We start from the raw sequence: 26,390 nt of genomic DNA, 5'->3' as shown, positions 1-26,390 counted from the left end.
AATAACAAGAGTTGTTTGAAACGACAGCAAATCAAGGAAGTCCGGGGAATTTGAGTAGTAACCAAATCGTAACCCTTTTCCTTTTTCCAATTTTATAAGTGCTTATAATCAAAGAGTTATAAAGAGTCGGCTCTTTTGTCGTGCAAAATGGCTGAGATGGGAAACCGATTAGGCAGACAAAGGGGGCGGGAGGCCCTATGTTGGGCGGCATAGTCGCCAACTCAGGGTCCCACTCACGCCGACAAGCGCGGCCCCGACGAGCCAATAAGCGGGGCCATTGAGGCCGAGAACGGCAAGAAGCGTGGCGAGACCGAGCCCCGTTTGCAGCAGCATGAGCCGAAAAGCACGCCGGGACAGGCGGTAACCATACTTATAATAGGTGAGAAAGAGCACGAAAATGAGTTCCAAGAGCGTGGCAAACGTGATGGAATAGCCTGTGGCCGTGAGGCCTCCGAAGTGGAAACCCGTAACGACAGACACGACAAGTAGGACGGCGGCAAAGCCTTCTTGCACGAGATAGGCACGGGAATTGCCACGCGAAAGGGCGATATATTCAATGGGAAGCGACAGCGCACGCAGGTACATGGCAAGGATGCTGCCACGCATCATGCCGATGACGGGCCCGAATTCTTGGCTGAAAAGCAGGGGAACAAGGAGCGGAAGGGCCACCGTCATGGCCACCAGAAGCGGCGAAATGAGCAGTATGCTGACCTCAATCTGGCGGTTGACGAGTATGTTGAGCGTGGTTCCGGTGTGCTTAACCCCTGAAAGTCGCGGGAAATAGTCGGTCTCCATGCCATGAAAAACCATGCCGGCATAGGTCATCGTGACCATAAAGCCCGCATTATAAAGGCCCACGGTGTGGAGTTCCCCTGCATGTGAGAGGTAACTTCGAATGATGAAGTCGGCCGCACTGCCCAAAATCCCCGCCATAACGAATGCCACACCGAGGCTCACCATGCCATATCCCTCGCGAAGGGTGCGGCGGTTGAACCTGATGTCAAGGGGATAAAGACGCAGGGAGAACGTGATGACCAGCAAAAGTTGAATAGCTGCGGCGATGACAATGGCGGGAACGATGGCTGCCTGCCGCCAGATGTAGAACAAGGGAACGGAGGTGAGGAGCGCACCCAGCACACCATAGACGGAAAGCAGGGCAAGTCGACGCAGTTGTCGGGTAGCTTTGAGAATCGAAGTCTCGCCCGCTGCGAGCGAAAGAAAGGCTATCGTCGGTGAAAGTGCGACGAAATGCAGGGTATGGTCGCCCCAAGCGAAAGTGAAACGGTTGAACAACGGTGCGAGAACCATGCAAACAAGCATTCCGGCAAGGGCAGTGAGCAGGCTCCATGTACGGATAATCCGTATTTTCTGCTGCAAAATCAGCTTGTCTCCCTGCTCATAAGCCGCCGAAAGTTCACGGACGGCACTCATGGAAAGGCCGAGATTGGTGGCGTCGGACACGAGCCTTACCGTGCTGTTGAACAGCGAAATGAGCCCCATGCCGTCGGTTCCCAGCAACACGGCCACGATCTTATTGCGCACCACGCCCATGAGAATGTTCAATCCCTGCACACCTCCGAAGATACCCGTGTATTTCAGAATATGTCGATAGCTGTTGTTATCGGTCGGTTTCATGGTTCTTGCTTGTCTTGAGCGTTTCTTTTGGCAACGAGTGTCACCGTTTCATGGCTGATGAGCAGCACTTTTCGGAAGCCCACGCGGTAGGCACTGTCGGCAATTTCGGGCACCCGGCGACGTTGTTCCTCGGGAATGGAGACATCTTCCCATGTTTTTGGCCAGCGATAGGCAGTCATCAACTGCACGCCGTTCCCCCATGCAAAGGCGTCGGTTGGGCGCACACAGAAGGTGGAATACTTGCGATAGTCATCGACAACGTTGATACTAAAAACGCTATCCACAGGCGCTCCCAACACACGGAGCGCTTGTTTGGAAAGCCGTTCTTGGCGTTGTCCCGACAAACGGGTCTCATTCCAGTGGTGCAAATCGATGAGGATTATCGTGAAAAGGCTTAGTGTCATCAGCGAAAGCAGGAGCGGTTTGCGCGGAAGGCGGTTGATGATGAGTGCCCACAGCAGGGCCATCAGGGGCATCAGGCCGTAAGCATGCATCGCCGTAAAAACGGTTGCGAGATGGGGAGCGGCCGCAATGAGCACACAAAGCAGCAGGAGGAGCCCTATTTTCCCGAGTAGGGTCCGGTGGTTTTTGACCGAAACATAGCCGAAAAAAGACAGCGTGAGCACCGCTGAACAAGCGGCCCAAAGATAGTTTCTGTCGTGAACAAGGGCCACATAGTCCAAAGGTAGGAAGGTCAGACCAATGAAAGCGAAGAGGTCTTTGAGTTTTGCAACGAACGTCGTTTCTGTATATTCATGGTTGAAAGGGATGTGGTTGACCGGGAAACTCAACCGGACAGCGACATAAAGCAGGGCACAGCACATGCCGACGGCCACAAAACGGAAGATGGTTTTCTTTGAACAGTGAAGGAACATGCTTGCCAACAGCGGCGTGATGACAAACCACATGATGCCGTTTTCCTTGAAAAGGGTCGCCACATACGTGCAGGCTATCCACCCGACAAGCCGCCATCGCCCTTCTAAAGTAACAAAACAAAGCAATCCCATGAGGTCGAACAGCAGGGAATAGGTCTGGTTGAGGGAGTCGATATCCAAGACCGTCCCCAGCACTCCAGGTGCCATGTAGAAGTAAAGCAGCCCGAAATTGCGGGCCAAAGGGCCGACCTTCAGTCGCTCCAAAAGCCGATATAGCAAAAAGGTGTTGCCTATATGGCCCGCGAAGACGCAGAGATGGTTGGCCAAGGGGAACAGTCCGACGTGGCGTTCGATGAAATATCCGAAGAATGCATCAAAGGGACGCCAATACGAACCGAAGGGAATGAGTCGCTCAGAAAGGCTCTTTGGGTAGGGAGCCGTAAAGTAAGTGAAGTCGTCGAAGGTGGGCATGAGGAGAGTAATCCCATAGCATACGACGGGAATTGTAAGGACAATGAGCCACACTGCCCATTGTCGTGACAGCCTATCGGATAGATTTAGTTGAGGATTGCAATCTTGCATACGACACCTTTCTTACCGTCTTGCGTGGCCGTTTCGACCATATAGATGCCCGAAGCCACTCGCTTCCCCTGCTTGTCGCAGCCGTCCCATGTGAAAAGTCCGCCGTTGCTGCGCCCCTCTTTCACGAGGGTTCCGTTGGAAGTCGTAATTTTCACGTCGGCATTATAGGTGAGTCCGGTTACATAAATCGGCCCCGTATAGTCCGGTCGGACAGGATTTGGATAGGCATAAACGCTCGCTTCGGTCATTTCTTCCTGTGCTTCTGTAGCGTCGGCCCTGCAGGAACACAGTCCTTGATCAGTGCCGAAGAACACTTCGCCCGTGACATCGTTGATGGAAATGCTCTCAATGGCGTTGGAAAGTAGCGGACTATTCTCTGCCGTAAAGTGGCGCAGCTCTTCGATGTTGTTGCTGCTGACGAGGTAAACCCCGTTGCCATTGGTAGCAAACCACTTGCGGTTGGCCCCATCGATGGCCATGGCTGTGATGTCAACGCCGCTGAGAAGATAGTCGGCATAGCCTGTTCCGTCGTTGCGGGGCACCTTTATTTGCTGGAAAACCGGGCTGTTGCTGTCGAATTGATTGGGGGGAAGCATCAGTGGCCCCACGTTGGTTCCGATCCAGATGTTGCCTTCTTTGTCTTCAACGACACAGCGCACGTTCCACAATTCCTTCAATGTAGTCCCGTCTTCATTTGTGAATGAGGTGAAAGCATGCAGCGTTTTGCTTTCCGGTTGATAGGAGTAGAGCGAGGCAAGTGTCCAGTTGTTGTTGACAAACCACAGGCGACCGCGACTGTCGAACATGAGTTTTTCGGCGTTGGCAAGGCTTCTTCCGTTGAAACTCATCAGTGCAGGGGCGGTGTGAGTGGTCCATTTCTGATCGGAATATTGCAGCAATGAGGCGGTTTGCGACTGGCTGTTGAAGAGCCAAAGACTGGCATTGGCATCGAATTTCAGGCCGGTCACCAACTCGTATTCCTTGCTTTTGTCGTTGGTGGAAAAGCCGATCGGAGCATTTTTATGATTGTAAAAGGCTTTGAAATGCCCGTCTTGAAATTCATAAAGTCCGTTACGTGCACCGGCAAAAAGGTGGTTTTCGTCCTTCGGGTCGATGTCGATGCAATAGATGTCTTGATAGCTTAGCCCGGTTTTCGGTTGGATTTGCGCCGCGTCTTCATAGATTTGCCACGTGTTTCCGCCCAACACTTGTATCGTTCCCGGCCTGAAAGGTGCACCATAACCACCGCAAGTGTAGAGCTTTCCCTTGTGGAAACGCATGAAACCGAAGTGGTTATAGCGCGGACCTCCGGGATTGGCGTTGGCCACTTTCGCCCATAGTGCGGATTGATCTTCAGGAGTCGGGGCCACATAATTGCCCACGCGGTGCCAGTTGTTCCTGTCGGCAAGGTTCGAAGTCAGCTGGGCCGAGTAGACACCTTGCTTGGCTGAGGCCGCAAAGAACGCGTTGTTGCGGATATAAACATAGTCGACCGAGAAGCCAAGATTGTAGGTATCACTGACTTCAACGGCCGCCGTGTTGAGCTTAACGATGCCGAAACCCGTTGCCAGATAGGCGTAACGGCCCGAGAGATAAATGCTATTGACGGTCTTGTCGGCCGTCATCGTCGTGTTATGATAGGCACTGAGGTTAGTCACTTCGCCTGAACGGTCCATCAAATCAATGTTCTGATTGGCATAAACAATCAGTAATCGGTGCGAGACCTTGTTGTAAGCGATGTGCGAAATGTTGCAATCGGAGAGCCCGTTCACCTTGTCGAACGTGCGTACGCTTTGATCTTTGGTGTTATAAGCATAGAGTCCGTTGCTGGCCAACACGTAAATGAGCCCTCCGTCGGCTTGAACGATTTGCTGTGGCGTGGAGTAAGAGAGGTAGGAACGCCAAGTGAAGGAGGAAAGGAGCAGGAAAAGCCCCACCCCCAACGCCATTCCGAAGCGGAAGGAGAGGGATATGCTGTGGAAATCGCGAAAGGTTTGATGAAAATAGCGTTTAATGGTCTTTGTCATGACTAATGGTTTAAGGAACGATAGCGTTCTTTTCCTATTACTGTATTCCCCATATTCAGGCAGGTTATACTTTGATTGATATTCAATTAAGTGCGGAGTTGAACGAAGAACGCTCAACTTGATGCTACAAAATTATAGTTTTCTTTTAGAATTTCCTAATATATGAGCCTGTTAATTGTGCCATCACACGATATTTAATGTGCGTCCGTCGGACTCACTATATGTAGATTCATTGTAAACCTCCTTGTACTTATTGGGATTAAAATACAATTCACAAGAAAATAAACGTATGTTTATTTGCGTAATAGACAAATATTTACCATCTTTGTTGTGATGAAAGGCTACTTCGGAAAAGATTAACAGCTCCCCTAATTATTGGGATGAAAGAAAATAGCACTAAAAACAAATGAATATGTAAACGACAATGACAGCAACACGCACAGCGATGAACCATTGCTGTATATTACTTGTTTTCAAAGAAGCCATGCATCAAGGTGCAAAGAACAATAGGCATATAGTTCGCATTATTCTAAATTTGCCGGACTTAACATAATGAATGTTTCGATGATCAAAGGAGAAGATATTAATTTTGAAGATAATTTGACCATGATGGTCTTTATCGAAGGGTTAAAGAGTGTACAGTTAGTCTTATCTGATGATTTAAATGCATCAGAAGAAGAACTTACTAATAATTACAAAGATAGAATTGCCAGATTTCTTAATGAATGGTATCGTTGGAATGGCATTGCGTTTGGAGCTGCAAAAGAGTATGTCTCCAAAAGGAATGACGCTTTGGACATCGAAGATTTGGATATCGAACTAATAGCAATATACGTCTTGTTTGAACAGAATGAGCCAGAACTATATGGCTTAGGGTACTGGATTAAACATGAAGAAGAACATGGTTGTGGGATAAAAATACACAAGCAAGGCAATGAATTCAAAATCGTTGAGATTGGTGCTTATGATGTAGCATTCTGTTGACTAAATGAATTAATGATATCTATAAGAATAAACATCTTCTTTATGCTCCAAAGTGATCTGATAATATACTCAAAAGACAGGCTATTACAGAAAAGGACTGAAAACATGAGCAAAGGAAGTCTGACAAAAACAGCAGTTTAATTTATCTATGGTGAAATATTTATGGCTTATTATTACAATGGCATGTTGCATAGGTTGTAGCTCGTTCCACAAAGTTCCTTCTGTTAAGATTCGGCAGTCGATGGAAAGGGATACGCTACTTAAATCCTTTGGAATCTCATATATTGATTTAAAAGGATACAAGATAATCCATATCAATAAAAGAACAAGTTGCATCTTACAGCCACTTGTGTCATTGAATAAGGGAGAAGCCAATTACTTTCGACTCAAAATAGACAAAGATAAGAATATTGTCTATCAAATAGACAGTATTTTATCTGTTGGAAAAATTCAGTATAATTCAAAGAAGACTACAGGGATTATCATTCCCATTACTAAATATCAAAATGCAGATGATTTTTCTACTGTAGGAGAAATTCAATATTTTAATACAACCGAGTTACAATCAGATTGTATAGAGAGAAATCTAAAAAACTCAGAGGCCGTCTGTTTTGACGATAGTGGTTCGTTTTGTTTGTACATGAGTGCAGACACTTTGTTTGCATACAATATTTTCACAAAAGAAAAGAAGGCTATTTTCGCTTTTGACAATCCTATGATGTATTCTGTAGAAATGAAAATAAAAGACAACATACTCACTTTGATATATTATCCTAATTTCGTTGAAGACTTCTCTGATTTTAATTCAGCAAAAGTTATAACTTTTGACTATCAAGAATAGTGAAACCATTATGGCGAACTCACGTCATTATAACTCAATTTTATTCTTTTTATAGGGTAATTGAACCTTTCAGAAGGCCGGATACTGTATTATTCGTTTGAGCGACGCAAATATAAGTGAGCCATAAAAATACAAATAAAAGACTACTTCTTTTCATTTTCCTTCTCATTCATCGTTCTCCTCAATCACTTTATAAATCAACACACTCTTGATTTTTTGTCTCCATACCCAAACTTGCAATCCTATGGTTGAAAAATCATAAACATGTTGATTTTGTCCACGCCCATTAACTAATAAATATATTTGCTCATAATTATCGGGAAGGACACGAATTGCAGATAAAAAGGCTTGAAATGGAAGGCCGATTAATTCTATTCCTTGATAAAAACAAGAAAAAGCACACCGAATCGTATTGATTCGTCCGTCACTATCGCACCAGACATCTATTTCATCATCATAAAAATGATAAGAACAATTTGTGAATGTAGATTCTTTGTAAACCTCTTTTGTATGGTTCTTATACAAATAATTTGAAATATCAGCATCAAGAATAAAGTCGTTATATGCCGTATTTAGAACCAACCCCTTTTTCATTTATGTAAGTACTGTTTATTTCATGATGTATTCATCATCCGAACCTCTGCTTACCGTGAAATGGTGTTTTGTAGATATGTAGCCATATACGGAAATCGATTGGCCATCAAAGATACCATTTCCTTTTATTTTGCGAAAGGTTTCGAATTGCAGACTTAACCTATATTTGTAATAGTAATAATCATCCTCATATACAACGCTATTGTTCTTTATGAAAATAATTCTACACATTCCAGAATCCGACGCAATAAGTGCCGTATAAGGGTCTTCTGAGTCCCCATAGTCTTTTATTCCAATGATGTTTTGAACGCCGTTTAACGGAGTAAATGAACAAAAAACATACATCGTGTCATAGTCTATATCCAATGCTTTTCGTAAATCCAACTCACCATTCCCCTTGTCATCCAGTATGTCATGTCGTGAAATATACCGTTCTACCTTTTCAGGAAAGTGACATGTGCAACCACAAAGGAGGATTGTCCCAATTACAAGAATGTATATAGGTATTAACTTATTCATTTCACTTCACCTTAAGAAACGAGGAGAGGTAACTTTTCAACTTCTCCACGGCCCTTGCTCTGTGGCTGATTTTGTTCTTGATTGCCTCTCCAAGTTCAGCAAAACTCTTGGCATAGCAGTTGGGAATGAATACAGGGTCGTAGCCGAAGCCGGCCGTGCCACGCTTTTCGGTGGCAATCTGCCCCTCAACAATGCCTTCAAAGAGCGACTCACGATAGCGAAGGGGATTGTCGGCATCGTGTTGAATGAGTGATATTACCGTGCGAAAGCGGGCATTTCGGCAGGTAATATCGGCCATATTGTGCAGCAATTTGGCCATGTTTGCCTCGCTGTTGTGGTCATCTTGCTCGGCATAACGGGCACTATACACGCCCGGTGCGCCACCCAAGGCCTCCACTTCCAGCCCCGTGTCATCGGCAAAGCAGTCGAGCCTGTAGTGGTCGTAGACATATTTGGCTTTCAAGTGGGCATTCTCGTCGAGCGTAGTCCCCGTTTCGGGAATGTCAACATCGCAACCGATGTCTTTCAGAGAGACGATTTCGAATGACTTCCCGAGTATCTTTCGGATTTCATCGAGCTTATGTAGGTTGTTGGTTGCAAATACAATCTTCATGTTTCCAAGTGTTTATGTTTGTGTTTTGTGGCCTCGAGCTTCTTGTTTATCCTGACTTTCATCTCGTCGAAGCCCTCTCCATAGACACCGACGACGCTACTTTGACTGACGAAAGCATTGGGGTCGATAAACTTAATGAGCCGGAAGATGTCGGTACTTTCACGCTTCTTGGCCAGAATACACAGCACTTTCATCTCCTTTCCCGTGTACCAGCCGTGCCCATCGAGTATGGTTACGCCGCGTCCGGTCTCCATTCCGATGGCATTGGCTATCTCTTGATACTTGTTTGAGAAGATCATGAACTGCACACTCTCCCGTCTTGCGTTCATAACATAGTCGAGTGAGAAGTTCTCGAGCGTCATCACGCACAGACCGAACATCACTTTGTGGGCCCGTTCCAAGTAGGTTCCGAACTGCGGAAAGAACATACAGCTGCCAATGATGCAGAAATCAATCGCAATCAACACGGTCCCGAGCGAGACATTATGGTACTTGTTGACAGCTGCAGCGATAATGTCCGTCCCGCCCGTGGAACCATTGTGCAAGAACACGGTAGACAGCGCCAATCCCGTGATGATGCAACCGATGACCATTGACATGAAGTCCTGACCTTCGCCCAACAGCTTGATAGGGTAGCCGTTTGGCTGCTTGGGAATGATGTCTTGGGCCACAATCAGCATGAAATAAAGCAGGAAGATGGCGTAGATGGTTTTGAACATGAACTTGAAGCCCAACACTTTCAGTGCCACCACGAGCAACGCCATGTTGATGATGATATAAGTGTTCTGGATATGGAAGCCCGTTGCATAGTCGATGATGGCCGCAAAGCCCGTTACGCCGCCCGCCACAATCTGATAAGGCATGAGAAACACGGTGAACGACACGGTATACATCATGATACCGAGCGTAATGAAGAGGTAGTCCTTTACCTCGTCCCAGTATTTGATCTTCTCAAACATTTATTTAACAACTATATTAACGATTTTCTTCGGAACGATAATCACCTTTACAATCTGCTTACCTTCAAGATATTTCAGGCTACGCTCGTCGGCTTTCACTTCTTTTTCGATGGTGGCATTGTCGGTATCTGCCGCAAATGTCTTCTGATAACGGGCCTTTCCGTTGAAGCTAATGGTGAGTTGCACGTCGTTTTCCACGAGATATTCCGCGTCAAAACTCGGCCATTCGGCATCGCAAACGGTTCCTTTGTTGCCCAAAACATGCCACAGTTCTTCGGCTATATGGGGCGCAAACGGAGCCAACAAAACAACCATGGTCTGCAACAACCGGCGGTTGTGGCACTTTTGTTGGCCGAGTTCGTTGACGGCAATCATAAAAGCAGAAACCGAAGTGTTGTAACTGAACCGCTCAATGTCCTCGCTCACTTTCTTGATGAGCCGATGTACGCTCTTGAGGCTTTCATTCGAGGGCTCAACATCGTCGATTATCAACTTGTTTTCATTGCCACGCTCCCAGAAAAGGTTCCAAAACTTCTTGAGAAAACGGTGACATCCGTCGATACCATTGGTGTCCCAAGGTTTGGCGGCCTCTACCGGACCAAGGAACATCTCGTATAATCGCAGCGTGTCTGCACCATATTCCTTGATAATATCGTCGGGGTTGACCACGTTGTACATGCTCTTCGACATCTTTTCAATGGCCCAACCACAGACATACTTGCCGTCTTCCAAGACAAACTCGGCGTTGTTGTATTCGGGACGCCACTGTTTGAAGGCCTCGGTATCAAGGATATCGTTCTTCACAAGGTTTACCCACACGTGGATAGGGGTCGTGTCGTATTGGTCTTTGAGCCCTTTTGAAACGAAAACCGGGGCCTTTGAGTGGTCGTCGCTATTGACACGATAGACAAAGTTGGACCGTCCTTGAATCATACCTTGGTTGATGAGCTTCTCAAAAGGCTCGTCCTTGCAACTCACGCCACAGTCGAAAAGGAACTTATTCCAAAAGCGACTGTAGATAAGATGGCCCGTTGCATGCTCCGTTCCGCCCACGTAGAGGTCTACGTTCTGCCAATATTCGTCGGCTGCCTTGCCCACAAGGGCATGCGCATTGTGTGGGTCCATGTAGCGCAGGTAGTAAGCCGAGCTGCCAGCGAAGCCCGGCATGGTGTTCAATTCGAGCGGGAATACGGTCTTATTATCAATGAGTGCCTTGTCTACCACCTGTTTCTTGGCTTCGTCCCACGCCCACTTCTTGGCGCGTCCCAACGGAGGTTCGCCCGTTTCCGTGGGCTCGTATTTGTCGATTTCGGGCAGTTCGAGCGGCAAACACGCCTCCGGAACCATGTAAGGCAACCCATCCTTATAGTAAACCGGGAACGGTTCGCCCCAATAACGCTGGCGCGAGAAGATGGCATCACGCAGGCGGTAGTTCACTTTCACACGTCCAAGCCCGTGTTTCGTCACAAATTCCTTCGTGGCGGCAATGGCTTCTTTCACCGTCTTGCCGTTGAGACTGAACCCATCGGGCGTCTTTACGCCCTCACGTGGCGAGTTCATCACGATGCCTTCCTTGGCATCGAAGCTCTCTTCGCTCACGTCGGCCCCCTCTATCAGCGGAATAATCGGCAGATTGAAGTGTTTGGCGAAGGCATAGTCGCGGCTGTCGTGTGCAGGAACAGCCATAATGGCCCCGGTTCCATAGCCTGCGAGCACGTATTCAGAAATCCAAATGGGCAATTTGTCTCCCGTAAAAGGGTTAAGTGCGTAACTTCCGCTGAAAACCCCCGTCACTTTGCGGTCGCTCATGCGGTCGAGCTCGGTGCGCTTCTTCACATAGGCAAGGTATTCGGCCACTTCGGCCTTCTGTTCCGGCGTTGTCAGCTTCTCAACCAGCTCGCTCTCGGGGGCCAATACCATGAACGTGACGCCGAAAATCGTGTCGGCCCGCGTCGTAAAAATCGTGAAATGGTCTTCTGTGCCTGGCATATTAGGCTCATTACTCCCCTCCCTCTTCGGGGCGGAATTGGGAGTGAAATATCTGAATTCCATCTCCGTTCCTTCCGAACGTCCTATCCAATTGCGTTGTGTTTCCTTGATAGAGTCGGTCCAGTTGATGGTTTCCAGTCCGTCGAGCAGGCGTTGTGCGTAGGCCGAAGTACGCAGACACCACTGCTGCATCTTCTTCTGAACGACGGGATAGCCCCCACGTTCGCTCACACCGTTCACCACTTCGTCGTTCGCAAGCACCGTTCCCAAGGCCGGACACCAGTTGACCATCGTCTCTCCCAGATAGGCAATGCGATAGTTCATCAGCACTTTCTGCTGCTCATGTTCGCTCATGGCCTTCCATTCCTCGGCCGTAAAGTGAAGCGATTCGGTCTCGGCGGCGTCCACACCCTCGGTTCCTACGGCCTCAAAGTGCCTGACGAGGTCGGCAATGGGGCGCGCCTGCCCGCATTCATTGCAGAAGAAGCTGTCGAACATCTTCTCAAATGCCCACTGTGTCCAGTGATAATAGCCCGGCTCGCAGGTGCGTACTTCGCGGTCCCAGTCGAACGAGAAGCCAATCTTGTCCAACTGCTCTCGGTAGCGATTGATGTTTGTCTCGGTGGTGAGGGCAGGATGCTGGCCCGTTTGAATGGCATACTGCTCGGCAGGCAGACCATAGGCATCGTATCCCATGGGGTTGAGCACGTTATAACCCTGCAATCGTTTGAAGCGTGCGTAGATGTCGCTCGCAATGTAGCCCAAGGGGTGGCCCACATGCAGTCCCGCCCCCGACGGATAAGGGAACATGTTGAGCACATAGAACTTCTTTTTCGACTTGTCTTCCGTCACCTTGTAGGTCCGGTTGGCTGCCCAAGCCTGCTGCCATCGCTTTTCTATTTCACTGAAGTTGTAATCCATTTGCCTGTTTTGTTTTATTTTTATTCCTTTGTTTTTGTGTTTCGCCCGTGCGCATCATGAAATAATGTCTACAAAGGTAATGTTTTTAATTCAGAAATTATCATGCACAACGGATAATTCCATACCACCCGTTTTTTACAGCCATAAGATGGCGTTGCAATATCAGTCTTATTGCGCGGTATTTCCAGCCATATTGCACGGTAATATGGCCCATATTGTGCGGTAAAATGGGTGAGATGAAGGCGCAAGGTGTAAGTCGTTGGTTATCAATGTGGCCGATGCCTCTTTCCGATTGAATATATGTAGGGACGGACGGGCCGTGCGTCCGCTCACATTGCAGTTGATAGTTAACGCGTAGATGGGTGAACAAGTTGATTGTCGCACGCAACTTGTTCACTTGTTTATCGCCAACTTGTTAACTGAAACATGTGCCTTACGGCTTGTTGGCAATGTAGGCGTCGAGCACTTTAGTGTGTCCGGTCACGGGAATGAGGTCGTAATCGGCCGCAACGGCAGGGATCATGCAACTGAACCCCTCGTGCAACAGGACTTCATCGCCCGTTGTTCTGACGCGTATTTTGCAGTCGCCGGCGAGGCACATGGCGACGACAAAGCTGTCATGTTGGGTGAGATTGCGGTGGAAAGGCACTGATGTTTCGACCAAATCTATCGTGAAATAAGGGGTTGAAAGCATGGAGACGGCTCCCTCATCTGTGGGGGAATAGTGCGCCCGATAGTTGCTTTCGACATGATAATCGAGGGCTTCTGCGGCCAAATCCGTGTGCAGTTCGCGCGGTTTTCCGTCCATTCCGGGTCGGTTATAGTCGTAGATGCGATAGGTAAGGTCGCTGCTTTGCTGCACTTCGGCCAGCAGAATGCCGGCCCCGATGGCGTGAACACGACCGGCAGGAATGTAGAACACGTCGCCCGGATGCACCTCGTGGCGGGCCAATACGTCGGTGATGGTGCCGTCGGCAATGCGTTGTTTGTATTCGGTTTCATCGATTTTGCGGTTGAACCCCACGTAAAGATAAGCGCCGGGATCAGCTGAAATGATATACCACATCTCGCTTTTTCCGAACTTACCATGCACCCTTTGCGCCATTTCGTCATTGGGATGGACCTGAATACTCAGGTCACGTTGCGCATCAATCAGCTTCACCAAGAGCGGCATTTTCCCCTTGTATTGCCGCGAAACTTGGCCACCCAAGATGGCTTCGGGGCTGTGGTTGATGAGCGAAACGAGGTCTGTGCCCTTGTAAGGGCCGTTGGCTACGATGCCGATGCTCGACGGAACGGCACTCACTTCCCATGATTCTCCCACGGGAGATGCGTGGGCCGGAAGGGTTTTCCAAGTGGTTAAGCGGTCTCCGCCCCACACGGTTTCGTGGAGATTGGGCTCGAAAAGCAGTGGATAAAAATGTTCCATATCATTATGCATTGGTTATTTCAGATGCCCACGATACCACTCATAGAGCATTTTCACGCCTTCTTCGATTTCCACTTTGTGTGTCCAACCGAGGCGATGCAGCTTCTCCACGTCGATGAGTTTACGTGGGGTTCCGTTGGGTTTTGAGGCATCCCAGACGATTTCTCCCTTGAAATCGACCGCCTGAACAACCAAGTTTGCCAGCTCACGAATGGAGAGTTCCTTGCCTGTTCCTACGTTAATGTGACAGTTTCTTATCTCACCTAACGACGGAATAGCACCGCCCCGGCCTTCCGAATTGTTGCGGTCAACGACTCCATTTGCCTTTGCTCCGTAGCAAACGGAGGAGTATTTGTCGATGCCGATGATGTCTTTGAAGTCGACATTCAGCAGCACATGCACGCTGGCATCGGCCATATCTTCGCTCCAAAGGAACTCCCTTAGCGGGCTACCGTCGCCCCATAGCGTCACCCGATTGTCCTCGATGCCATAGAAAGCCAGGGCTTTCAGCATGCGTTCTTTCGTGCTATTGCCATCTACATTGCCTGCCCCTATGACCTCACGGAGGCTGTTTGGGGGATTAATGGGACGCTTATTCATATCGCTACGCAGGGCATCCCAGTCGCCAATATGAATGAGTTTGGCCAAGTAAACCTTGCGCATCATGGCCGGCATCACGTGACTATTCTCCAAATGGAAGTTGTCATTGGGTCCGTAAAGATTGGTAGGCATGACGGCAATATAGTTGGTTCCGTACTGCAAGTTGTAGCTTTCACACATCTTAAGTCCTGCAATCTTGGCGATAGCATACTCCTCATTGGTGTATTCCAAAGGTGAAGTGAGCAGGCAATCTTCGCGCATCGGCTGCGGTGCATTCTTGGGATAGATGCACGTGGAGCCAAGGAATAGCAGCTTTTTCACGCCATATTTGTAAGCGTTTTCAATCACATTGCATTGCATTTTCATGTTCTGCATGATGAAATCTGCGCGATAAAGCGAGTTAGCCATGATGCCTCCGACGAACGCAGCGGCCAAAACTACGGCATCAGGTCGGGTGACATTGAAGAACTGTTTCACGGCATTTTGGTCCGTTAAGTCAAGCATTTTGTGACTCTGTCCCACCAGATTTGTGTAGCCACGTTGCTCTAAATTCTTCCAAATGGCAGAGCCCACGAGCCCGTGATGGCCTGCAATATAAATCTTGCTGTCTTTATTTAATGTCATACTCTCGTTGCTTACACCTTATTATATATATGTCATTTGCGGGTAATCCGGACGAAGAAGAGAACCAGACAGACGTAGGCTGCGAGCGAACATACCTCACTTAATGGGTTTGCCCACCATGTCTCGGGCACTGAAAGGCCCATGTCTGCCAGCCAAACATCAAATCCGCCGAACTTCAACAGCGCACTCACCACGCCCATCAAGGCTCCGCCGGCAATGAATCCGCTGGCAATGAGCGTGCCACGTTCGCCACGTTGCTTGTTCACCTCGGCGTCCTTGCTGCGCGAAGTGACCCACCAATTGATGGCACCGCCTACAACCAACGGCACATTCAGCTCCAAAGGAATGAACATTCCCAGTGCAAAAGCGAGCGCAGGTACCTTGCAAAGCGTCAGAACGACAGCCAACAGCGCACCAATACCATAGAGAATCCACGGCGCCCCCACCCCGTTCATAAGCGGATCTATCACGGCTGCCATCGCATTGGCCTGTGGAGCGGCAAGCTGTCCCGTTGAAAATCCATAGGTTTCGTTGAGCAACATCATCACTCCTCCAACCGTTGCGGCACTCACTATGGTGCCCAAGAACTTCCAACTCTCCTGCTTTTGCGGCGTAGACCCCAGCCAATAGCCAATCTTAAGGTCTGTGATAAAGCTGCCAGACATACTCAATGCCGTGCAAACAACGCCGCCCATGATGAGCGCAGCCAGCATTCCCAAGGGTCCTCTCAGGCCCACTCCGGCCAGCACGATGCTTGCAATGATGAGCGTCATCAGCGTCATTCCCGACACAGGATTGGTGCCAACGATGGCTATTGCATTGGCGGCTACGGTGGTAAAAAGGAAGGCTATGACCGTCACCAGCAGTATTCCGACGACAGCAAAGAACAAATTCCCGTGCATAACGCCTGTGAGAAAGAAGAAAGTGAGTGCCAACACAACCAAACTCCCTATGGCAATGATTTTGAAACTGAGGTCTCTTTGCGTGCGTTTCACGCCATTCAAGCTCGTTCCTTTGCCTTTCAGCTCGCGCGAAGCAAGCCCCACGGCATCGCGAATGATGCCCCAACTACGGATAATCCCAATGATACCGGCCATCGCAATGCCCCCGATACCGATGCTTCGGGCGTAGGATCGGAATATCATCTCAGGGCTCATGCTTCCCACAGTCTGCGTGATCGCGGGGTCCCATGCGTTTAACACTTGATCATGAAAGCAGAGAGAGAGGCCGGGAACAATCAACCACCACACGGCCAAGCTGCCAAAACAGATGTAAAGGGCATACTTCAAGCCAACGATATAGCCTAAACCAAGCACGGCAGCTCCAGTGTTTACCTTGAAAACTACCTTGACTTTATCGGCCAATTCGGCCCCAATTCCGACCACACGACTCGTGAAATTCTCATTCCACCAACCCAAGGTTGCGACGATAAAGTCGTAAAGTCCGCCCACAAGTCCGGCTATCAAGAGGGGCTTGGCCTGCGCTCCTCCCTTGGCACCGCTTATCAATACCTGCGTTGTTGCAGTCGCTTCAGGGAACGGATACTTGCCATGCATGTCGCTGACAAAGTATTTTCTGAACGGAATAAGGAACAGAATACCGAGGATTCCGCCCAAGGCTGAGGCCATAAAGATATTGAAAAAGGAGGTTGTCATCTCGGGATACTTGGCCTGAAGAATGTAAATAGCGGGCAAAGTGAAGATAGCTCCGGCCACGACTGCACCCGAACAAGCTCCTATGCTCTGTATGATGACGTTCTCGCCCAAGGCATTCTTGCGCCTTGCGGCAGTCGAAGCCCCCACCGCAATGATGGCTATCGGGATGGCAGCTTCGAATACTTGGCCCACTTTCAGGCCCAGATAAGCGGCCGCAGCAGAGAACAAAACGGCCATTAATATACCCCATATCACCGACCAGCCATTCACTTCGGGACATACTTCGCCCCGCATCACCGGTTCATACTGCTCGCCTTCCTTCAGTTCACGAAAGGCATTCTCGGGCAGTTCCACTGCCTTTAAGTCCTTATTCTCCTGTTCCATAATCTTGATTTATGGTACAAAGGTAACTGAAAAGTGGTGAATATCAAAATAATCAACCGGATTTGCGCATCGGAAAAGCCGCCTTTCGATGATGACCGAGTAAAGTCAGGCGATAAAAAACGCACCGTTGATGATTGAAAGCATCATAAAAAGCAACCACAACCGCACAGATTGACGGGAAAAATCATTATCTTTGCAGAAGATATCGTTGCACCCGACAATTTGGAAGCAAGCTTTCATTGTCCTTGTTAGCCATATCTTTACTGTAAATATAGAAAAACGATGCAGGAAACAAGACAAAATCGCATATCAAGACTGTTGCAAAAGGAGCTGGCAACAATCTTTCAGGAGCAGACACGCGCCATGCACGGCGTGATGGTCAGCGTGACACGCGTACGAATCAGCCCGGATTTGAGTGTTTGTACGGCCTATCTGAGCATCTTCCCCAGTGAGAAAGGTGAGGAAATCGTCGGAAACATCACGAAGAACGAGAAGACCGTGCGCTACGAAGTGGGCCGTCGCATGCACAATCAGCTGCGCATTATTCCCGAATTCCGCTTCTTTATCGACGATAGTTTGGACTATATCGAGCGGATAGATGAGCTATTAAAAAACAAACAACCCTAACACCCACCCCAACCCTCCCAAAGGGAGGGAGTTCTGTCAGTGAGATTTCCCCTCTACAAACAGGCTTCAAGCAAGGACTCCCTCCCTTTGGGAGGGTTGGGGTGGGTATCCGGGGAAATGGTTGAATGAGGCTTTTTATGAATTTCCCATTTTATATTGCCCGTCGTTACCTCTTTTCGAAGAAGAGTACGAACGTTATCAACGTCATATCCATTATTTCGGTGATCGGAGTTGCCGTGGCTACGATGGCATTGGTCATCGTTTTGAGTGTCTTCAACGGCTTCCATGACTTGGTAGCCACGTTCTTTACGAACTTCGACCCGCAGATTGAACTCGTTCCGACCCAAGGGAAAACGGCCCCAAGTGACGACCCTTTGCTCGCAAAAGTAAAGGCCTTGCCCGACGTAGACGTGGCAACAGAGAGCGTGGAAGACCAAGCCTTGGCCTTCTACAACGGGCATCAAGCCATGGTTATCGTGAAAGGTGTCGACGATAACTTCGACCAATTGACGCATATCAAGGACATTCTCTATGGCGACGGCACCTATAGTCTGCACGCAGGCAACCTGCAATACGGCGTGATGGGCATCAGATTGGCCTCCACCTTGGGCACCGGTGCACGCTTCGGCGACTATCTTCGCATCTATGCCCCGCAGAAAGAGGGACAGTTCGACGCTACAAATCCGGCCGGAGCCTTCGTGGTTGATTCGCTATTGTCGCCCGGTGTGGTGTTCTCGGTGAACCAAAGCAAATACGACAAGAACTATATCATCGCCCCGATAGCCTTTGCCCGAAACCTTTTTGGGCAGCAGGGGCGACTCTCTTCGCTTGAAATCAGACTCAAAGATGGCAGCGATCTCGATGCAGTGAAGCGTGAAATGCAAGCTATTGTGGGCGAGAAATACAAGGTAAAAGACCGCTTTGAGCAACAGGAAGACACGTTTAAGATCATGCAAATCGAGAAGTATATCGCTTATATCTTCCTCACTTTCATTCTCATTGTGGCCTGTTTCAACATCATAGGTTCGCTCTCCATGCTCATCATCGACAAGAAAAACGACATCACGACCCTGCAAAACATGGGGGCAAACGACCGACAAATCACCCGAATCTTCATGTTTGAAGGTCGCATGATTTCGGCTTTCGGTGCCGTTATCGGCATCGGATTGGGTCTTTTGCTCTGCTGGCTTCAACAGCAATATGGCTTCGTTTCGCTCGGCAGCAGCAGTGGTAGCTTCGTCGTCAACGCCTACCCTGTCAGCGTGCACTACGATGATGTGGTCCTGATCTTCCTCACGGTGATTGCCGTGGGCTGGCTTTCGGTGTGGTATCCCGTGAAGCGAAGCCTTGCTTTCCTGCTCGCCACCCGATGACCACGCAGGGCGTGCATCCCAACATTCGTTTAATCGTTTTTCAATCTCAGCCACATTGCCGCACAATATGGGCCATATTACGCGATAAAATGGGTGAGATTGCACGGCGAAATGGCTGATATTGGAACGCGAGATGTAAGTTGTTGGTTATCAATGAAAGAGGTATGAAGACGCACGGCTCATGCGTCCGCCCTATATAACCGTGTAGTTGGCTTCTGATTTAACTTAAGTGGACACACGAGTCGTGCGTCCCTACATTCTTTTCACAGCCATTTTGCACGATAATAAGCTGAGATTGAAATAGCGAACAGCAGTTTTTAGCCTATCAATGCTAAAGCTATTGCGTTTTTGACCGCCTGACTACAAGCAGTACGACAAAGCAGCTATATCCGTCCTAAGCCTAAATAATCGCTAAAATCCTTTGCGGTTCATGGAATTTCCATTAATTTTGCCCCAGAAATAGCTATTTGATGAAAATATTAGTAACGGGTGCCAGTGGCTTCATTGGCAGCTTTATCGTGGAGGAAGCACTCAACAGAGGGATGGAAGTGTGGGCCGCTGTGAGGAAAAGCAGCTCAAGAAAGTATCTCACTGACGCGCGCATCAACTTCATTGAACTTGATTTCTCCGATGAAGATGAACTGAAGAAGCAGTTAACCGGGCACACTTTCGACTACGTTGTGCATGCCGCAGGCGTCACAAAGTGCCTCAACAAAGAGGAGTTCTTCAGGATCAACACCGACGGAACGCGCCATCTTGTACGTGCTCTTTTGGCACTCGAGATGCCTATCCGCCGCTTTATTTACTTGAGTAGTCTTAGTGTTTACGGGGCAATCAAGGAGCAACAACCTTATCAAGAGATAGGCGAAGACGACATTCCTCGCCCGAATACCGCGTACGGAAAGAGCAAATTGGAGGCCGAGAAGTTTCTCGATAGTGTGGGAAACGACTTTCCTTACATTATATTACGGCCTACGGGGGTGTACGGTCCGCGTGAACGTGACTATTTCCTTATGGCAAAAAGCATCAAAGGACACGTGGACTTCTCGGTGGGTTTCAGGCGTCAGGATATCACGTTTGTCTATGTTCTCGACGTAGTTCAAGCTGTATTCCTCGCCCTCGACCGTGGTCGTGACGGCCGGAAATACTTCCTTAGCGACGGTAATGTATATCAATCGGCCGACTTCAGCAACTTGATTCACGACTGTTTGGGCCGGCCTTGGTGGATAAGACTCAGGGTTCCGGTGTGGGTTCTGCGCCTTGTGACGTTCTTTGGTGAGCACATCGGACACATGACGGGCAGGATTTCGGCGCTCAACAACGACAAATACAACATCTTGAAACAGCGAAACTGGCGTTGCAACATAGAGCCGACAGTAGACGAACTGGGCTTCCATCCGCAATACGACCTTAAGCGTGGCACGCAACTGACCATCAGTTGGTATAAGGAGAACAATTGGTTGTAAATGGGAAACAGAAGGAAAAAGAACACAACATGGCCTTGGCAGGGTAAGGGTTGGACGGCCGAACATAAAGGATTGCTGCCTTTTGAGTGGGTAGTATTGGGCTATATCGCCTTTACACTGCTCATCGTGCTGTTCACTTCGACCAAGCTCGTCAACCCCGAAGCCATGATTTGGGGGCGGATACGCGTGGGTGCGATGACGATACTCCTGTGGGCGGCCTACCGAATGCTGCCTTGTAAGCTGACCATGTTTGTCCGTGTGGGCGCCCAAATGGCTATGCTGGCGTGGTGGTATCCCGATACCTATGAGATCAACCGCATGTTTCCGAACCTCGACCACGTGTTTGCAACGTGGGAACAGCAGCTTTTCGGCTTCCAGCCCGCATTGGAATTCGCCCGCACTTTCCCCTCGCCTATCGTGAGTGAACTGATGGATTGCGGTTATGCGGCATATTATCCGATGATTGCCGTCGTGCTGCTTTACTACTTCTTTCAGCGTTATGGAGACCTTCAAAAGGCTGCTTTTATCATCTTAGGTTCGTTTTTTGCCTACTATACAATCTATGATTTGCTGCCCGTTGTGGGCCCTACCTTTTATTATAAGGCCATCGGTTTGCAGCATGTCGCACAGGGAATATTCCCCAATGTGGGCGATTATTTTAACCATCATCAGGACTGCTTGCCGGCTCCCGGCTATACACAAGGCTTCTTCTACGGCCTTGTTGAAGACGCAAAGGCCGCAGGTGAACGCCCCACGGCAGCCTTTCCGAGCAGTCATGTGGGCGTCGGCACCATCTGCATGCTGTTGGCTTGGCGTAGCGGCAGCCGTAAACTGCTGTTCTCCCTATTGCCTTTCTACGTGTTCCTCTGCATGGCTACGGTGTATATTCAGGCGCATTACGTCATTGATGCCATTGCGGGAGTGGTCACGGGCGTTGTGTTTTATGGAGTAGGGAGCCTCATCAACAGCTCAAAACCTACCCCCGCCCCCTCCCGAAGGGAGGGGAGATGACAATTGCTCGAACTTTCTTGCATCTCCTGTTTAACGCATTTAGAAACAAAAATCATTGATTTTCCAAGGAAAAAAAGTTGCAAAAAGCGGAAGATTACGGTTGACTTTTCAATAACGAAACATATAATTGATATAGAAATAAAGACAATAAAGCAAACAATACATAGGCCATAACAAGCCTCTCAAGCCTTTTCTCCCCTCCCTTGGGGAGGGGTTGGGGGTGGGTTTAGGGCTCCTTCCACCTATGAACAAGAAACTATACATAGAAACTTACGGCTGTCAGATGAATGTTGCAGACAGTGAGGTCGTCGCTTCAGTGATGAAAATGGCCGGATATGACGTGTGTGAGCACGAAGAAGAGGCCGATGCCATCTTCCTGAACACCTGTAGTGTGCGCGAAAATGCAGAGAATAAGATTTATAACCGGCTCGAAACGCTGCACGCCGAACAGAAGAAAGGACGCCGACTTATCCTTGGTGTGCTCGGCTGTATGGCCGAACGTGTGAAAGATGACTTGGTGAAAAACCATCATGCAAGCCTTGTTTGCGGTCCCGACTCCTATCTCAACCTACCCTCGATGATTGCGGAATGCGAGCTCGGACACGCATCTGTGGACACCGAACTCTCTACAACCGAGACCTATCGCGACGTGCTTCCGCAACGTATTGGCGGTCGGGTGAGCGGATTTGTAAGCATTATGCGCGGTTGCAACAACTTCTGTCACTACTGCATCGTGCCTTTTACGCGCGGAAGAGAGCGCAGTCGTGATGTCGAAAGCATCTTGGCCGAGGTAAAAGACCTGCACGACAAGGGGTTTAAAGAGGTTACTTTACTCGGTCAGAATGTGAATTCCTATGGACTGTTGCCCAATGGCAAGCGGCCGGAAAACGGTACTTCGTTTGCCGAACTGCTGCGGAAAGTGGCCCAGAGTGTGCCTGATATGCGCGTGCGTTTCACCACATCGAACCCCGAAGACATGAGCGAGGACATTCTGTATGCCATTGCCGACGAGCCAAACCTCTGCAACCATATCCACTTTCCGGCACAAAGCGGAAGTAATAAAATACTACATTTGATGAACAGAAAGTACACCCGCGAGGACTATCTCAATAAGGTTGCGGCCATCAAGCGCATCATTCCCGACTGCGGATTGACCACCGACATCTTCGTGGGCTATCATAATGAAACCGAAGAAGACCAGCAATTGACGCTCTCCTTGGTGAAAGAAGTGGGCTTCGACAGTGCGTTCATGTTCAAATACAGCGAGCGCCCGGGTACGTATGCCGCCAAACACTTGGCCGACAACGTGCCTGAAGCGGTGAAAATTGCCCGACTGAACGAGCTTATTCAATTGCAGACGACCATCAGTGCCGAGCAAAATAAGAAGGACGAAGGCAAGGATTTCGTCATTCTGACAGAGCGGTTCAGTAAGAAAGACCGCAATCATCTCATGGGAAGAACCGAACAAAACAAGGCTGTCATCATCGAAAAAGGCCATCACCACATCGGAGAGTTCATCAAGGTGCGCATCACCGGTTCGACAAGCGCCACACTCTTTGGCGAAGAAATGTAAATGACTCGAAGAAGATAAAACTACGGAAACGCTTTGCCGTTCTACTTTTAATGTTTATATTTGCAAAAGAGATATTATCATGGGAGCTGTCTTTGTCTTATAAGGCATAGCCATCTATATTTATGGTTTTGATCATACCTCCTCCACATATCCATGTAAAGAGTGGTGATGGAGAGTTTACGATTACCATCAAAGACAGATTGATAGAAGGAAAGACCAGTTCGCGCGCCATCGAAATCATTAACACCTTTATGGACGAGCATGAAGATGAATTGATGCAGCTGTGGGACAAGGCACAAAGAAGTGAGAAAATCAACAAGATAAGCCGATAAAGACTTAGAAGATGATACTGAATATAACAAATGTTGAATATTTAGGAGATTACAGCCTGCTATGTTTGTTCAACAATGGTAAAAAGAAGAAAGTGAAGCTGACGCCCTTGTTAAGTTATCCGGCTTTCGAAGAACTGGGAGACAAGCGTAAATTCGTTCAGTTTGGACTTGATGGCACCATCTTTTGGTCGAATAGTACTACTATCTCGCCTGAATATTTGTTTGAACATGGGGTAAATGAAATATAAATCATAATCATATATATGGACGCAATAATCAATATAGGAAGTTTTTTGGACTTTGTCAACTCTATGTCTCTCTCTCCAAGTAACAAACGTTGGCTTGGTGAGCAGCTCATCCATGAAGCAAAAGAGGAAGAAGCGAAGCTGAAAAGTCAGAAAAAGCTCAGCTTGCTTGATGGTTTGGCAGGCTCATGGGCAGATGTTGATATTGATGTGGTGAAACAAAGTATACAAGAAGGTCGACAAACTGATGACATTCATAAAATCGTGTCATTCGATGAAGAGTAAATACTTGCTTGATACCAATATCTGCATAGAATTATTACATGGTCGCTACCCTGTCTCTGATAAAATAAAAGAGGTGGGGATAGCGTCTTGTAAGCTTTCTGAAATCACTATTGCCGAGCTTTATTACGGGGCTTATAACAGTAAACAGCAGAAACACTTAAAAGAAATTCAAATTCTGACGGATTTGTTTGAAGTCATTCCTATATCTGATGTATTATCACTATTCGGCAAAAATAAAACTATTTTACGTCAACAAGGCTTGATGATAGATAATTTTGATCTGTTGATTGGGTCAACAGCTGTAGCACATGATTGTATTCTTGTCACTGATAACATAAAGCATTTAGATAGGATACCGAAAGTAAAAACAGAAAACTGGATAAGCAGATAATTACCTATGAAAGAGTTCCTGCAAGTATTGCGCCGTTTCGTTCCACCTTATAAGAAGTATTTAGTTTGGAGCGTCGTGTTCAACATCCTTTCTGCGGTGCTGAACATCTTCTCGTTTATGACATTGATTCCCATTTTGCAGATTTTGTTCAAGACAAGTGATGTGAAACCGGTCACGAAACTTGTCGTTTGGGACAATGTTCACGGGCTTGAAGACCTCGTTGGAATGCTGACCAACAACGCCAATTACTATATTCAACACTTCATTGCCACAACAGGTCCGGCAAACACATTGCTCGTTATCGGACTGCTCTTGGCCTTTATGACGATGCTGAAGACAGGAGCTTACTTCCTTTCCTCGGCCTGCATCATTCCTATCCGCACGGGAGTCGTGCGCGATATCCGCAATCAGCTTTATCAGAAAATCAATGCCTTGTCGCTCGGTTTCTTCAGCGAAGAGCGCAAAGGTGACATCATTGCCCGCATGAGTGGCGATGTTCAGGAAATCGAAGGCTCCATCATGGCCAGCTTGGACATGCTCTTCAAGAACCCGATACTCATCATCAGCTACTTCGCGGCACTGGTGATTACCTCGTGGCAACTCACGCTTTTCACGATTATCTTCGTGCCCCTCTTCGGTTGGTTCATGGGACTTGTGGGCCGAAAGCTCAAGGCACAGAGCATCGAAGCCCAGAGCCTGTGGAGCGACACGATGAGCCAAGTGGAGGAAACGCTCGGCGGACTCCGCATCATCAAGGCCTTCTGTGCCGAGGAACTGATGAACAAACGCTTCGACAAGACCAACAGCAGCTACCGCAAAAACGTGATGCGCGTGAACATTCGCCAGCAGTTGGCCCACCCGATGAGCGAGTTTCTGGGTACGGTAATGATTATCATCGTGCTTTGGGTAGGCGGAATGCTCGTGCTGAACAACCACACGCTGACCGGTCCGAAGTTCATTTACTACCTCGTGATGCTCTATTCCATCATCAATCCGCTGAAAGAATTCTCCAAAGCCGGCTACAACATACCGAAAGGTTTGGCCAGCATGGAGCGCGTAGACAAGATACTTCAGGCGGAAATCACCATCAAAGAGAAACCCGACACGCACCCTCTCGTTGCCTTTGAACACGAAATAGAGTTCCGTCACGTGTCGTTCAAATACGACCAACAATGGGTGCTCCGCGATATCAACCTCACCATTCCCAAGGGCAAGATGATTGCCTTGGTGGGACAGAGCGGTTCGGGCAAGTCTACGCTCGTAGACCTGATACCGCGCTATTACGACGTGCAAGAGGGAGAAGTGCTCATCGACGGTATCAACGTAAAAGACCTGAAGATTCACGACCTGCGCCGTCTCATCGGCAATGTCAACCAAGAAGCCATTCTCTTCAACGACACGTTCAAAAACAACATCAGGTTTGGCAACGACGAAGCTACCGATGAACAAGTGGCCAATGCGGCCCGAATAGCCAACGCATACGACTTCATCATGCAGAGCGAGAACGGTTTCGACACGAACATCGGCGACCGTGGTGGGCGCCTTTCCGGCGGACAACGGCAGCGCATCAGCATTGCCCGTGCCATCTTGAAGAACCCGCCTATCCTCATTCTCGACGAAGCAACATCGGCCCTCGACACCGAAAGCGAACGTTTGGTTCAAGATGCTTTGACCCGATTGATGAAGACCCGCACGACCGTTGCCGTGGCCCATCGCCTCTCGACCATTCGCAATGCCGACGAAATCTGCGTGCTCCACGAAGGCCGAATTATCGAGCGCGGCACGCACGACGAACTCATCGCCAAGGACGGATACTACAAGCGACTGCATGACATGCAGCAGGTATAAAAGTCGTT

23 protein-coding genes are annotated in these 26,390 nt (G+C 48.5%); 12 read left to right on the top strand and 11 right to left on the bottom strand.

Going from position 1 to position 26,390, the window contains the following annotated elements; translation table 11 throughout:
- Positions 1–195: 195 nt before the first annotated feature.
- From H164_RS0109540 to porZ, 3 genes are read right to left on the bottom strand one after another with little or no spacing between them, the layout of a single operon-like run.
- The gene (locus H164_RS0109540; protein ID WP_019968408.1) at positions 196–1,635 is read right to left on the bottom strand and encodes an oligosaccharide flippase family protein; all 1,440 of its coding nucleotides are present in this window, start codon (positions 1,633–1,635) and stop codon (positions 196–198) included.
- The gene (locus H164_RS0109535; protein ID WP_026356328.1) at positions 1,632–3,092 is read right to left on the bottom strand and encodes a hypothetical protein; all 1,461 of its coding nucleotides are present in this window, start codon (positions 3,090–3,092) and stop codon (positions 1,632–1,634) included. Before H164_RS0109535 ends, H164_RS0109540 begins: the two co-directional genes overlap by 4 nt.
- Entirely contained in the window at positions 3,068–5,119 is a 2,052-nt protein-coding gene (gene porZ / locus H164_RS0109530) for a type IX secretion system anionic LPS delivery protein PorZ (protein WP_019968406.1), read from the bottom strand. The genes H164_RS0109535 and porZ overlap by 25 nt, the downstream gene beginning before the upstream one ends.
- A 564-nt stretch (positions 5,120–5,683) precedes the next feature.
- Between porZ and H164_RS0109520 the strand changes: the two genes are divergently transcribed.
- Entirely contained in the window at positions 5,684–6,103 is a 420-nt protein-coding gene (locus H164_RS0109520; RefSeq protein ID WP_019968404.1) for a hypothetical protein, read from the top strand.
- Between the two features lie 148 nt (positions 6,104–6,251).
- On the top strand, positions 6,252–6,944 hold the full coding sequence (locus H164_RS0109515) for a hypothetical protein (protein ID WP_248616196.1): 693 nt from the start codon (positions 6,252–6,254) through the stop codon (positions 6,942–6,944).
- Positions 6,945–7,109: 165 nt separating this feature from the next.
- Here H164_RS0109515 and H164_RS0109510 read toward each other — a convergent pair whose 3' ends face one another.
- The 8 genes from H164_RS0109510 to H164_RS0109475 all read right to left on the bottom strand — a co-directional run bounded on the left by H164_RS0109510 (position 7,110) and on the right by H164_RS0109475 (position 17,231).
- On the bottom strand, positions 7,110–7,538 hold the full coding sequence (locus H164_RS0109510; RefSeq protein ID WP_019968402.1) for a hypothetical protein: 429 nt from the start codon (positions 7,536–7,538) through the stop codon (positions 7,110–7,112).
- Positions 7,539–7,553: 15 nt separating this feature from the next.
- Positions 7,554–8,057 (bottom strand): hypothetical protein, encoded by a 504-nt coding sequence (locus tag H164_RS0109505; RefSeq protein WP_008565660.1) that lies wholly within the window; start codon positions 8,055–8,057, stop codon positions 7,554–7,556.
- A gap of 1 nt (position 8,058) precedes the next feature.
- On the bottom strand, positions 8,059–8,670 hold the full coding sequence (locus H164_RS0109500) for a non-canonical purine NTP diphosphatase (protein ID WP_019968401.1): 612 nt from the start codon (positions 8,668–8,670) through the stop codon (positions 8,059–8,061).
- Complete coding sequence (locus H164_RS0109495) at positions 8,667–9,629, bottom strand: YitT family protein (RefSeq protein ID WP_008565662.1); 963 nt, start codon at positions 9,627–9,629, stop codon at positions 8,667–8,669. Before H164_RS0109495 ends, H164_RS0109500 begins: the two co-directional genes overlap by 4 nt.
- The gene (gene leuS / locus H164_RS0109490; RefSeq protein WP_019968400.1) at positions 9,630–12,539 is read right to left on the bottom strand and encodes a leucine--tRNA ligase; all 2,910 of its coding nucleotides are present in this window, start codon (positions 12,537–12,539) and stop codon (positions 9,630–9,632) included.
- Positions 12,540–12,972: 433 nt separating this feature from the next.
- On the bottom strand, positions 12,973–13,968 hold the full coding sequence (locus H164_RS0109485) for a type I phosphomannose isomerase catalytic subunit (protein WP_025829894.1): 996 nt from the start codon (positions 13,966–13,968) through the stop codon (positions 12,973–12,975).
- A 15-nt stretch (positions 13,969–13,983) separates the two neighbouring features.
- A complete protein-coding gene (locus H164_RS0109480) occupies positions 13,984–15,192 on the bottom strand; it encodes a GDP-L-fucose synthase family protein (protein WP_019968398.1) in 1,209 nt (402 codons plus the stop codon).
- Between the two features lie 32 nt (positions 15,193–15,224).
- A complete protein-coding gene (locus H164_RS0109475) occupies positions 15,225–17,231 on the bottom strand; it encodes an OPT family oligopeptide transporter (RefSeq protein WP_019968397.1) in 2,007 nt (668 codons plus the stop codon).
- 282 nt (positions 17,232–17,513) lie between these two features.
- Here H164_RS0109475 and rbfA point away from each other — a divergent pair, with 282 nt between their 5' ends.
- The 10 genes from rbfA to H164_RS0109420 all read left to right on the top strand — a co-directional run bounded on the left by rbfA (position 17,514) and on the right by H164_RS0109420 (position 26,382).
- Positions 17,514–17,858 (top strand): 30S ribosome-binding factor RbfA, encoded by a 345-nt coding sequence (rbfA, locus tag H164_RS0109465; RefSeq protein ID WP_008565668.1) that lies wholly within the window; start codon positions 17,514–17,516, stop codon positions 17,856–17,858.
- 137 nt (positions 17,859–17,995) lie between these two features.
- Positions 17,996–19,231: an FtsX-like permease family protein gene (locus H164_RS0109460; protein ID WP_019968395.1), complete on the top strand. Its 1,236-nt coding sequence runs from the start codon at positions 17,996–17,998 to the stop codon at positions 19,229–19,231.
- Between the two features lie 470 nt (positions 19,232–19,701).
- A complete protein-coding gene (locus H164_RS0109455; protein ID WP_019968394.1) occupies positions 19,702–20,697 on the top strand; it encodes an NAD-dependent epimerase/dehydratase family protein in 996 nt (331 codons plus the stop codon).
- Positions 20,698–21,708 (top strand): phosphatase PAP2 family protein, encoded by a 1,011-nt coding sequence (locus tag H164_RS0109450; RefSeq protein WP_019968393.1) that lies wholly within the window; start codon positions 20,698–20,700, stop codon positions 21,706–21,708.
- A 244-nt stretch (positions 21,709–21,952) separates the two neighbouring features.
- On the top strand, positions 21,953–23,281 hold the full coding sequence (gene miaB, locus H164_RS0109445; protein ID WP_019968392.1) for a tRNA (N6-isopentenyl adenosine(37)-C2)-methylthiotransferase MiaB: 1,329 nt from the start codon (positions 21,953–21,955) through the stop codon (positions 23,279–23,281).
- Between the two features lie 122 nt (positions 23,282–23,403).
- Positions 23,404–23,613, top strand: a complete 210-nt coding sequence (locus H164_RS14510; protein ID WP_019968391.1) for a DUF4160 domain-containing protein — start codon at positions 23,404–23,406, stop codon at positions 23,611–23,613.
- Between the two features lie 11 nt (positions 23,614–23,624).
- Positions 23,625–23,861, top strand: a complete 237-nt coding sequence (locus H164_RS0109435; protein ID WP_019968390.1) for a DUF2442 domain-containing protein — start codon at positions 23,625–23,627, stop codon at positions 23,859–23,861.
- A 15-nt stretch (positions 23,862–23,876) separates the two neighbouring features.
- Positions 23,877–24,143 carry a hypothetical protein gene (locus H164_RS14505; RefSeq protein ID WP_025829890.1) on the top strand — a complete coding sequence of 89 codons (267 nt, stop codon included), beginning with the start codon at positions 23,877–23,879 and terminating at the stop codon, positions 24,141–24,143.
- Complete coding sequence (locus H164_RS0109425; RefSeq protein ID WP_019968388.1) at positions 24,133–24,534, top strand: type II toxin-antitoxin system VapC family toxin; 402 nt, start codon at positions 24,133–24,135, stop codon at positions 24,532–24,534. The genes H164_RS14505 and H164_RS0109425 overlap by 11 nt, the downstream gene beginning before the upstream one ends.
- A gap of 6 nt (positions 24,535–24,540) precedes the next feature.
- Positions 24,541–26,382 (top strand): ABC transporter ATP-binding protein, encoded by a 1,842-nt coding sequence (locus H164_RS0109420; protein WP_019968387.1) that lies wholly within the window; start codon positions 24,541–24,543, stop codon positions 26,380–26,382.
- The last annotated feature ends 8 nt before the right edge of the window (positions 26,383–26,390 follow it).

Origin of the sequence: Segatella maculosa DSM 19339 = JCM 15638, from assembly GCF_000382385.1 — a bacterium.
Classification (GTDB): domain Bacteria; phylum Bacteroidota; class Bacteroidia; order Bacteroidales; family Bacteroidaceae; genus Prevotella; species Prevotella maculosa.
This window is presented reverse-complemented; position numbering and strand designations above follow the sequence as displayed.

Bases quoted from the DNA above. Each gene is read 5' to 3' on its own strand.
- H164_RS0109540 (WP_019968408.1), bottom strand. From the start codon at position 1,635: ATGAAACCGACCGATAACAACAGCTATCGACATATTCTGAAATACACG.
- H164_RS0109535 (WP_026356328.1), bottom strand. From the start codon at position 3,092: ATGCAAGATTGCAATCCTCAACTAAATCTATCCGATAGGCTGTCACGA.
- porZ (WP_019968406.1), bottom strand. From the start codon at position 5,119: ATGACAAAGACCATTAAACGCTATTTTCATCAAACCTTTCGCGATTTC.
- H164_RS0109520 (WP_019968404.1), top strand. From the start codon at position 5,684: ATGATCAAAGGAGAAGATATTAATTTTGAAGATAATTTGACCATGATG.
- H164_RS0109515 (WP_248616196.1), top strand. From the start codon at position 6,252: ATGGTGAAATATTTATGGCTTATTATTACAATGGCATGTTGCATAGGT.
- H164_RS0109510 (WP_019968402.1), bottom strand. From the start codon at position 7,538: ATGAAAAAGGGGTTGGTTCTAAATACGGCATATAACGACTTTATTCTT.
- H164_RS0109505 (WP_008565660.1), bottom strand. From the start codon at position 8,057: ATGAATAAGTTAATACCTATATACATTCTTGTAATTGGGACAATCCTC.
- H164_RS0109500 (WP_019968401.1), bottom strand. From the start codon at position 8,670: ATGAAGATTGTATTTGCAACCAACAACCTACATAAGCTCGATGAAATC.
- H164_RS0109495 (WP_008565662.1), bottom strand. From the start codon at position 9,629: ATGTTTGAGAAGATCAAATACTGGGACGAGGTAAAGGACTACCTCTTC.
- leuS (WP_019968400.1), bottom strand. From the start codon at position 12,539: ATGGATTACAACTTCAGTGAAATAGAAAAGCGATGGCAGCAGGCTTGG.
- H164_RS0109485 (WP_025829894.1), bottom strand. From the start codon at position 13,968: ATGGAACATTTTTATCCACTGCTTTTCGAGCCCAATCTCCACGAAACC.
- H164_RS0109480 (WP_019968398.1), bottom strand. From the start codon at position 15,192: ATGACATTAAATAAAGACAGCAAGATTTATATTGCAGGCCATCACGGG.
- H164_RS0109475 (WP_019968397.1), bottom strand. From the start codon at position 17,231: ATGGAACAGGAGAATAAGGACTTAAAGGCAGTGGAACTGCCCGAGAAT.
- rbfA (WP_008565668.1), top strand. From the start codon at position 17,514: ATGCAGGAAACAAGACAAAATCGCATATCAAGACTGTTGCAAAAGGAG.
- H164_RS0109460 (WP_019968395.1), top strand. From the start codon at position 17,996: ATGAATTTCCCATTTTATATTGCCCGTCGTTACCTCTTTTCGAAGAAG.
- H164_RS0109455 (WP_019968394.1), top strand. From the start codon at position 19,702: ATGAAAATATTAGTAACGGGTGCCAGTGGCTTCATTGGCAGCTTTATC.
- H164_RS0109450 (WP_019968393.1), top strand. From the start codon at position 20,698: ATGGGAAACAGAAGGAAAAAGAACACAACATGGCCTTGGCAGGGTAAG.
- miaB (WP_019968392.1), top strand. From the start codon at position 21,953: ATGAACAAGAAACTATACATAGAAACTTACGGCTGTCAGATGAATGTT.
- H164_RS14510 (WP_019968391.1), top strand. From the start codon at position 23,404: ATGGTTTTGATCATACCTCCTCCACATATCCATGTAAAGAGTGGTGAT.
- H164_RS0109435 (WP_019968390.1), top strand. From the start codon at position 23,625: ATGATACTGAATATAACAAATGTTGAATATTTAGGAGATTACAGCCTG.
- H164_RS14505 (WP_025829890.1), top strand. From the start codon at position 23,877: ATGGACGCAATAATCAATATAGGAAGTTTTTTGGACTTTGTCAACTCT.
- H164_RS0109425 (WP_019968388.1), top strand. From the start codon at position 24,133: ATGAAGAGTAAATACTTGCTTGATACCAATATCTGCATAGAATTATTA.
- H164_RS0109420 (WP_019968387.1), top strand. From the start codon at position 24,541: ATGAAAGAGTTCCTGCAAGTATTGCGCCGTTTCGTTCCACCTTATAAG.